The organism is Streptomyces sp. HSW2009, assembly GCF_040240285.1.
GTDB lineage: Bacteria > Actinomycetota > Actinomycetes > Streptomycetales > Streptomycetaceae > Streptomyces.
Genome location: NZ_JBEHZD010000409.1, coordinates 1 through 7,417, shown reverse-complemented (window position 1 = coordinate 7,417; position 7,417 = coordinate 1). Strand labels below are relative to the sequence as shown.

The 7,417-nt window shown below is 73.3% G+C and carries 6 protein-coding genes; 3 read left to right on the top strand and 3 right to left on the bottom strand.

Annotated features, from left to right (window positions below; all coding sequences use genetic code 11):
- Nucleotides 1-117 precede the first annotated feature (117 nt).
- On the bottom strand, nt 118-870 hold the full coding sequence (locus AAHZ94_RS24785; protein WP_349995342.1) for a dienelactone hydrolase family protein: 753 nt from the start codon (nt 868-870) through the stop codon (nt 118-120).
- A gap of 709 nt (nt 871-1,579) precedes the next feature.
- Here AAHZ94_RS24785 and AAHZ94_RS24780 point away from each other — a divergent pair.
- Nucleotides 1,580-2,077: a DUF4188 domain-containing protein gene (locus tag AAHZ94_RS24780; RefSeq protein WP_349995340.1), complete on the top strand. Its 498-nt coding sequence runs from the start codon at nt 1,580-1,582 to the stop codon at nt 2,075-2,077.
- Between the two features lie 193 nt (nt 2,078-2,270).
- Here AAHZ94_RS24780 and AAHZ94_RS24775 read toward each other — a convergent pair whose 3' ends face one another.
- Nucleotides 2,271-3,269, bottom strand: coding sequence for a S1 family peptidase (locus tag AAHZ94_RS24775; RefSeq protein WP_349995339.1), 999 nt, complete (start codon nt 3,267-3,269; stop codon nt 2,271-2,273).
- A 415-nt stretch (nt 3,270-3,684) separates the two neighbouring features.
- Between AAHZ94_RS24775 and AAHZ94_RS24770 the strand changes: the two genes are divergently transcribed.
- Nucleotides 3,685-5,022 (top strand): M14 family metallopeptidase, encoded by a 1,338-nt coding sequence (locus AAHZ94_RS24770; protein ID WP_349995337.1) that lies wholly within the window; start codon nt 3,685-3,687, stop codon nt 5,020-5,022.
- A 293-nt stretch (nt 5,023-5,315) separates the two neighbouring features.
- Here AAHZ94_RS24770 and AAHZ94_RS24765 read toward each other — a convergent pair whose 3' ends face one another.
- Nucleotides 5,316-5,774, bottom strand: a complete 459-nt coding sequence (locus tag AAHZ94_RS24765; RefSeq protein WP_349995336.1) for a hypothetical protein — start codon at nt 5,772-5,774, stop codon at nt 5,316-5,318.
- Nucleotides 5,775-6,253: 479 nt separating this feature from the next.
- Between AAHZ94_RS24765 and AAHZ94_RS24760 the strand changes: the two genes are divergently transcribed.
- Nucleotides 6,254-7,417 (top strand): M20 metallopeptidase family protein (locus AAHZ94_RS24760; protein ID WP_349995334.1); only part of this gene is annotated, 1,164 nt, incomplete at its 3' end.

Genomic DNA, 7,417 nt, shown 5'->3' with positions numbered 1-7,417 from the left:
CCCCGGCGCCGGGCGCCCGCGGTCCGCACCCTGTGACCTGCGGCCCGCGGCCCGGGCGCCGCACCGACCGACGGCCGGGTGTGCGACCAACTGGCGGGCGCACACCCGGCCGCCGCATCACCGGGCCGGGGTCAGGTTGCGCCGCAGCAGCGGGAGCAGCCGGTCCCAGTGGCGCTGGAGGGCGTCGGCGTCGAAGGCGTCGGTGTCGGACATGGTGAAGCCGTGCCGGGTGCCGGCGTACAGCTCGGTGGCGTACGGGACGCCGGTGGCGTCCAGCGCCTGGTTGAGCGCGGCCAACTCCTCGGGCGACAGGTCGCCTTCGGCGAGCCCGAGGTGCACCTCGGCGGTGAGGTCGGCCAGCGACAGGTGCGGGCTGTCGGCCCCCTCGGTGACCACCAGGCCGGGGTGGAAACCGGCGACCGCGGCCACCCGGTCCGGATGGGCGGCGGCGGTACGCAGCGCGAGGGCCGCCCCCATGCAGTAGCCCACCGCGCCCACCGGGCCCGGGCTGGCCTCGGGCCTGCTGGTCAGGAAGGCGAGGAACGCCTCGGCGTCGCGCAGCGCCCGGTCCGCGGCGTGCTGGTGCACGTGCGGAACGATCTGCTCGAAGAGCGCGCCCCTGGACTCCGCGTCGATGAAGGCGGGCAGCTCGACGATCGGGGCGGGCCCGACGCGGTAGAAGAAGTTGGGAACGAGGACGTAGTAGCCGTGCGCGGCCAGTTTGCGGGCCTTGTCCTCCACCTCCGGGCGCAGCCCGATGGCGTCGGGGTAGACCAGCACCCCCGGGTGCCGTTCGCCCTGGTCGGGGTAGGCGGCGAAGGCATCGGCCCGGCCGTCGGCGGTGGGAATGTGCAACGTGGTGGTGGGCATCGGGAACTCCTGTGTGTGGTGGCTGCGGCAAGGTGTGGTCACCACGGGAGAGGGTGGGGCGCGTGCGGTGGCGCTCCGCGCGCTGGCGGTCCGTGCGTCGATGGCCCGTGCGCTGGCGGTCTGCGCGCCAGCGGTCCATGCGTCAATGGCCGGCGCGCCGCCGGCCCGTGTACTGACGGCCCGCACACGGACGGTCCATGCGCCGACGGTCCGCGCCCCGACGGGTGCCACCCGTCCGAACTGTGCGTCCGCCGCGACTCGTTCGGCGCTCAGCAGAGCACCGGGTCGCCGATCCGTGTGTGGCGCGAGGCCGTCCCGGTCTTCATCGGACGCAGCGTAACCCACGGGCCAAAGCCCGTACCAGCACTGTCGCCTGCGGTTCGCGGCCCGGCCGCCCGTCCGGCGCGGGCTCCAATGCCCGGCCGGTGCAGGCTCCGATGCTCGTACGGCGCGGGCTCCGATGCTCGTACGCCGCGGCCCCCGGGACCCGTCGCCCCAGCCACCCCAGCCACCCCAGCCACCCCCACCGCCCCGCTGAGCGCACCCCGGCCGCCCCACCGAGTGCACGCCGGCCGCCTCCCCGCGCGCGCCCGGGCCCGCCACCTCACCGAGTGCGCTCGGGCCGGCCGCCCCCTTGCCATCTCATACAGATAGCGGCACTATCGATTATAGATAGCAACGCTACCTATCAAGAAACGGGGAGTGGACCATGAGCAGCACGGCACCCATAGCGGGGCGGGTCACCACGGCGGCCACCGGGAACGTGGTGGTGTTCCTCATCGGGATGCGGATCAACCGCTGGCTGGCGGTGCGCCGCTGGCCGCCCGTCGTCGCGGCCATGCCGCGCATGCTGAAGGAACTCGCCCGCGACGAGACCAGCGGACTCCTCGGCTACCGCAACTACCTGTCCGGGCCGCGCAACTTCACGGTCGTCCAGTACTGGGAGTCGCGCGAGAAGCTGCTCGCCTACGCCACCGACCCGCAGCGCGCACACCACCCCGCCTGGACGGCGTTCAACCGCAGCGCGCGGCAGGCCGCCGGCAGCGTCGGCATCTGGCACGAGACGTTCCTCGTGCCGGCGGGCTCGTACGAGTCGATCTACCACGCGATGCCGCCGACCGGCCTCGGCGCGGCGTACGGCGTCGAACCGGTCGCCCGCCGGGGCGAACGGGCCGCGCAGCGGCTGGCGGCGCGACCCGGGAAGTGAGCGTGCGGGGACGCGGCGGGGCGCGCGGCCGGGCCGGGAAGGGGGGAGCGGGGGACGGGGCCGGACGCCGCGGCGTTCGGCCCCGCGCCGGTCACGCCCCTCGCGCCGGGGCCACGGCTCCCGCCGTCGGTCGCGGCCCCGGCAACCCGCAACGCGCCCGGGGCCGCGATCCGAGCTCAGGCACGCGGAGCGGTCACGGCTTCGGCAGCGTGCAGCCCGGCAGGCTCAGGTCCACCTTGTTGCCGGCGGCCACGCAGCGGGTGATCTGGTACGACTGCTGCCCGTAGTTGATGCCGGGGCGCACCGTGACCTGCCCGTTCTCATCCACCTCGCACGGGTTGTTCTCGGTGCAGCGCTCGCCGGACTCGTTGCCGGTGTTGTTCACGGCGATCACCGCGCCGGTCGTGGTGTCCACCACGGGCGAGCCCGACGTACCGCCGATGGTCTGGCACTCCGGGGTGTAGCGGACCGAGTCCTTCCAGGTCCACCGGCCCTCGCGCAACTCGTGCACGAAGCCGTCGACGGAGCACGTGTACTGCTGCTTCCAGTAGCCGGAGACCACGCTGATGGCGGCGCCGGCCTTCGGGTGCTGGGCCGAGAGCGCCAGCGGCTGCACGCCGAACCGCCGCTTGATGTCCGCGTACGACGCGTTCACCTCGTACAGCGCCACGTCGGTGTCCGTCATCGTGGCGTACGCGACCTTCGTCGCCCGCACCGTGCCTGCCGTGCCGGCCTGCGCGTTCAGCAGGTTGAAGCTGCGGCTGGACGCCCGGTCGATGACGACCTCACCGGGGCCGAGGTAACCGCCCTCCAGGCAGTGGCCGTTGGTCATGACCAGGGCGCGGTCCCGGTCGGCGGAGTTCGGCAGCTTCACCACGGAGCCGGAGCAGTTGCTGAGGGCCACGGTGCCTTCGAAGGTGACGGCCTTCGGCCGCGGCTTGGGCTTGGGCTTCAGCGCGGTGTCGGTAGCCGTGGCCCTGGCCGTGACCCCGCTCGCCGTCGCGACCGTACCCGTACCCGTACGCGCACTCGCACCCGCAGCCCCCGTCGCCGGCTGCACGGCGACCGACCGGCCGGCGGCTCCGGCCCCCTCGGCGGCGGACGCCGCACCCGCCGGGGACGCGCCGGCGCCCAGTAGGGTCCCGCCGCCGAGCGCCAGGGCCACGAGGGTGCCCATGAGGTTCTTCTGCACGAGGTTCCTCCACACGTCCACGGAATTGACATGGGCATTGTTAGGTGCACGGACCCGCCACGACAATGCGCCGAACGACGCAGACGCGCCGTGCACGTCCGTCGCCCGGGGACGCCCACCAACCGCAGCCGTACCGCGGCAGCACGGCCGGACCGGACGGACCGCGACCAACCGCCGGGCGCGTACGTCACCGTCCGCAGGCGCCCGGCGCGCCCGGACAGCACCTTCGACACCCGCCGCCGCACGCCCCGTACGCGCGCGGCGAGCGCACCCCACATGGCCGGTGGCGGCGCGACTGGCCACATCTCGCCCCTTGACCGCGTCCCGTCAACCGTCAACCATGAGCGGGATCCGGGCGGCCACCGCCCACAGCACACCCCCCACCCGTCGCTCTGGAACCCCCCTGGAGTGCACCTTGCGACTGCGCATCCGCGGCCGGCGCACCACCACCGCCGTCGCCGCCCTCATCGCCCTGGCCCTGGCGGCCCCGATCGCGGCCGAGGCCCACCAGCCGACCGCCGCCCGCACGACGGCGACGGCCGACGCCGAGCCGATACCCCATCAGTACGAGGTGCGCGACGTCCGTACCGCAGCCGAGCGCACCCTGATCGCCGGCACGGGCGCCACGATCGACACCGCGCGCGGCACCACGACGGTCATCACGGCCCACCCGGACGAGCTGCGCCAGGTCCGCGCGCTCGGGTACGAGACGAAGGAACTGCCCGGCCCGCCGCGGCGCGGTGGCCCGGCCGCCAAGGCCGACACCCGGGACTTCCCGGCCGATGACGCCGGCTACCACAACTACCGCGAGACGGTGGCCGCGATCGACGCGGCCGTCGCCAAGCACCCCGACCGGATCGCCAAGAAGGTGATCGGCACCACGGTCGAGGGCCGGAGCATCCACGCCATCAAGATCAGCGACAACGTGGCCACGGACGAGGCGGAGCCCGAGGTCCTGTTCACGGCGCACCAGCACGCCCGTGAGCACCTGACCGTGGAGATGGCGCTGTACCTGCTGCGCGAGTTCGGCGACAAGTACGGCAAGGACGACCGGATCACCAAGGCCGTGGACGGCCGCGAGATCTGGATCGTGCCGGACGTGAACCCGGACGGCGGCGAGTACGACATCACCGGCGGCCAGTACCGGATGTGGCGCAAGAACCGTCAGCCCAACCAGGGCAGCACGGCCGTCGGCACCGACCTCAACCGCAACTGGGCGCACAAGTGGGCCTGCTGCAACGGTTCGAGCCCGAACCCGCGCGCCGACGACTACCGCGGCTCCGCGGCCGAGTCGGCGCCCGAGGTGAAGGTGGTCGCCAACTTCGTCCGCAGTCGCGTCGTGGGCGGAAAGCAGCAGATCAAGGCGGCGATCGACTTCCACACCTACGGCGAGTTGGTGCTGTGGCCGTACGGCTACACCTCGGCCGACACCGCCCCCGGCATGACCCAGGACGACCACAACGTCTTCGCCACGTTCGGCAAGCAACTCGCCTCCACCAACCGCTACTCCCCCGAGCAGGCCAGCGACCTGTACGTGACGGACGGCTCGGCCGACGACTGGATGTGGGCGACGCAGAAGATCTTCACGTACACGTTCGAGATGTTCGGCGGCAGCGGCGGCTTCTACCCGCCCGACGAGGTCATCGAACGCGAAACCAGCCGCAACCGGGAAGCGGTGCTCCGCCTGTCGGAGAACGCGGACTGCATGTACCGGGTGATCGGCAAGGAACAGCAGTACTGCTCGGCGCGATAGCCGGGCATGGACGCGGCGGGGCTCCGGCTAGTGCTGGGGCCCCGCTGGGCATTGGGGCTCGCTGGGCGTTGGGGGGCCAACCCTGGGGCTTACGGGTTGGGTGGGAGTGCCCGGGGCTTGCGGTTGGATTTGGGTTGGAGAGTGTCCGGGGCTTGCGGGTTGGGTTGAATTGCGGAGTTGGGGTTGGGGCTTGCGGAAGGGTTAGGGCTTACGGGTTGGGTTGGAGTACGGGCCAACCGGGGCTTGGGCCCGGGGCGGTACGTCCGTAACCGCCCCGCCCCAGCGGATCAGCGCTACATGTCCCGGGCCGCCGACCAGCCACCACCGCTGCGGCCGATGACGAGCCGCAGGTGGCGGGCGCGCCAGGCGCTCAGCGCCCAGGCGGCCGGCAACTGGAGGTCGAGCAGGGCGAAGGAGGCCAGCGCGAACGCGGTGTCGGCCGGCCCCTCGGCCCCCGTCCACCACGCCGCCAGGCCGTTCCCCACCAACAGGACCAGCAGATACAGGCTTCCGTCGACCAGCGGCACGCGCCACGTCGGCAGCGGACCGTCGATGCGGCGGGCCAGGGTGAGGGCGAGCACCGTGACGGCCGTGAGGGTGTGGGTAAGCGGGTCCCCCACCCAGAGCGAGAACCAGGCACCGAGCCCGCCCGCAGCAACCGACCAGGCGAGATCCACCCCGGCCCCGACCAGCCATGCCCCGACGGCGACGGTCAGCGCGTACGAGAGGGCGGTGCGCCAGGTGACGGTCATGTCTCGCACTCCATCTGGGCCGGTCCCTGTTCCCTCACGAGGGCTGCCGCTGTCGTCTGACCTTAACCCGGCCGCACGCTCCCCCACCGTCGCCGTCGGAGTGGGGACCCGGGCCTTCGCCCCCGCCCGGCCCGACGAGACTGCGTCCGGGTTCGCAGCGGACAAGGCGGGCGATGCCGGCAGTGAGCGGCGGGCCGCCACGTCGCCGTCTACGCCCCGCCCTGGGGATAACCCGACCCCCCGCCCGGGCCCCCGGGCCACCCCGCGCCGGGGCCCGGACGGTTGGTCAACGGATGGGCGGGACGCCGATCATGGACGTATTCAAGCCGCCCCGCGGGCGCCACCGGCCGGGGCGGAGAGGCCCGTCCGTGAGGTCGGCACGTAGGCCCGCGAGACGGCCATCAACAAGGTCAGCACGTCAGCAGAAGGTCGGCAGAAGGTCAGCAGAAGGTCTGCAAGAAGGTCGACAAGGGGGAACAGTGAATCGTTCGGAGAAGCACAGCGTTGCGCGTCGTACGCTCCTCGCCGGTACGGCTGCGGCCGGTGCCGGTCTGGCCTGGGGAGCGGCCGGCAGTGCCGCCGCCCGGGGGCGCGGGGCGGAATCCGGCCAGCTCAGCCAGCGCGCCGTGGACGCGGAAGTGGCCCGCCGTACGGCCGACTTGATCGCGCTCCGCCGCGACCTGCACAGCCACCCGGAGCCGCCCGGCCAGGAGCAGCGCACCGCCGGCGTCGTCGCCCGCGAGCTGCGCGCGGCGGGGCTCGCCGTACGCACCGGGATCGGCGGGCACGGCGTCATCGGCGTACTGCGCGGCGCGCGGCCGGGCCGGACCGTCGCGTACCGGGCCGACATGGACGCGGTGCCGCCGAAGGACATCATCGGCGGCGGCTCCGAACCGGCCCACCTGTGCGGCCACGACCTGCACACGACCATGGGCATCGGCATCGCCCAGGTACTCGCCCGGCTGCGGCGGGAGCTCAGCGGCACCGTCGTCTTCGTCTTCCAGCCGGCCGAGGAGGCCCTGTCGGGGGCCGAAGCGGTGCTGAAGTCGGGCGTGTTGCAGCGGCTCGGCGTGTCGGAGATCCACGCGCTGCACTGCGGCCCGTTCCCGGTCGGCCAGTTCGCCACCACCGCCGGGTACGGAATGCCCGGGCAGGACAAGGCGGAGCTGACGGTCACCGGCCCGGACGCCGTACGGGAAGCGCAGCGGCTGGCGGCCGAACTCGGCGCCCTCGCGACGGTTCCGATGCCGAAGGGCGATGCCGACCTGGAGCGCATCGTGGCCGATTCGCTGGTCCCGAACGGCCCGCTGGCTACGTTCGTCTCGCTCCAGGCCAGGGCGCGTGAGGCGACGGTGGGCGTGTCGTACCGCTGCTGGCCGCAGGAACGGTACGCCGAGGTACGCGAGGACATCCGCCGCACCGCCGCCCGCTACCCCGGGGCGCAGGTCCGCTTCCCCGGCGACCCGTTCCCGGCGCTGGTCTGCCCCGAACGCGAGGGCCGCGCCCTGGTCCGGCACCTCAGGCACACCCTGGGGCGGTCCGCGGTCACCCCGCTGCACACCGCGTTCCCACCCTTCAGCGGCGAGGACTTCGCCCTGTACCTGAGCCACGTCCCCGGCACCTTCACCTACCTGGGCGTCCGC

Bases quoted from the DNA above. Each gene is read 5' to 3' on its own strand.
- AAHZ94_RS24785 (WP_349995342.1), bottom strand. From the start codon at position 870: ATGCCCACCACCACGTTGCACATTCCCACCGCCGACGGCCGGGCCGAT.
- AAHZ94_RS24780 (WP_349995340.1), top strand. From the start codon at position 1,580: ATGAGCAGCACGGCACCCATAGCGGGGCGGGTCACCACGGCGGCCACC.
- AAHZ94_RS24765 (WP_349995336.1), bottom strand. From the start codon at position 5,774: ATGACCGTCACCTGGCGCACCGCCCTCTCGTACGCGCTGACCGTCGCC.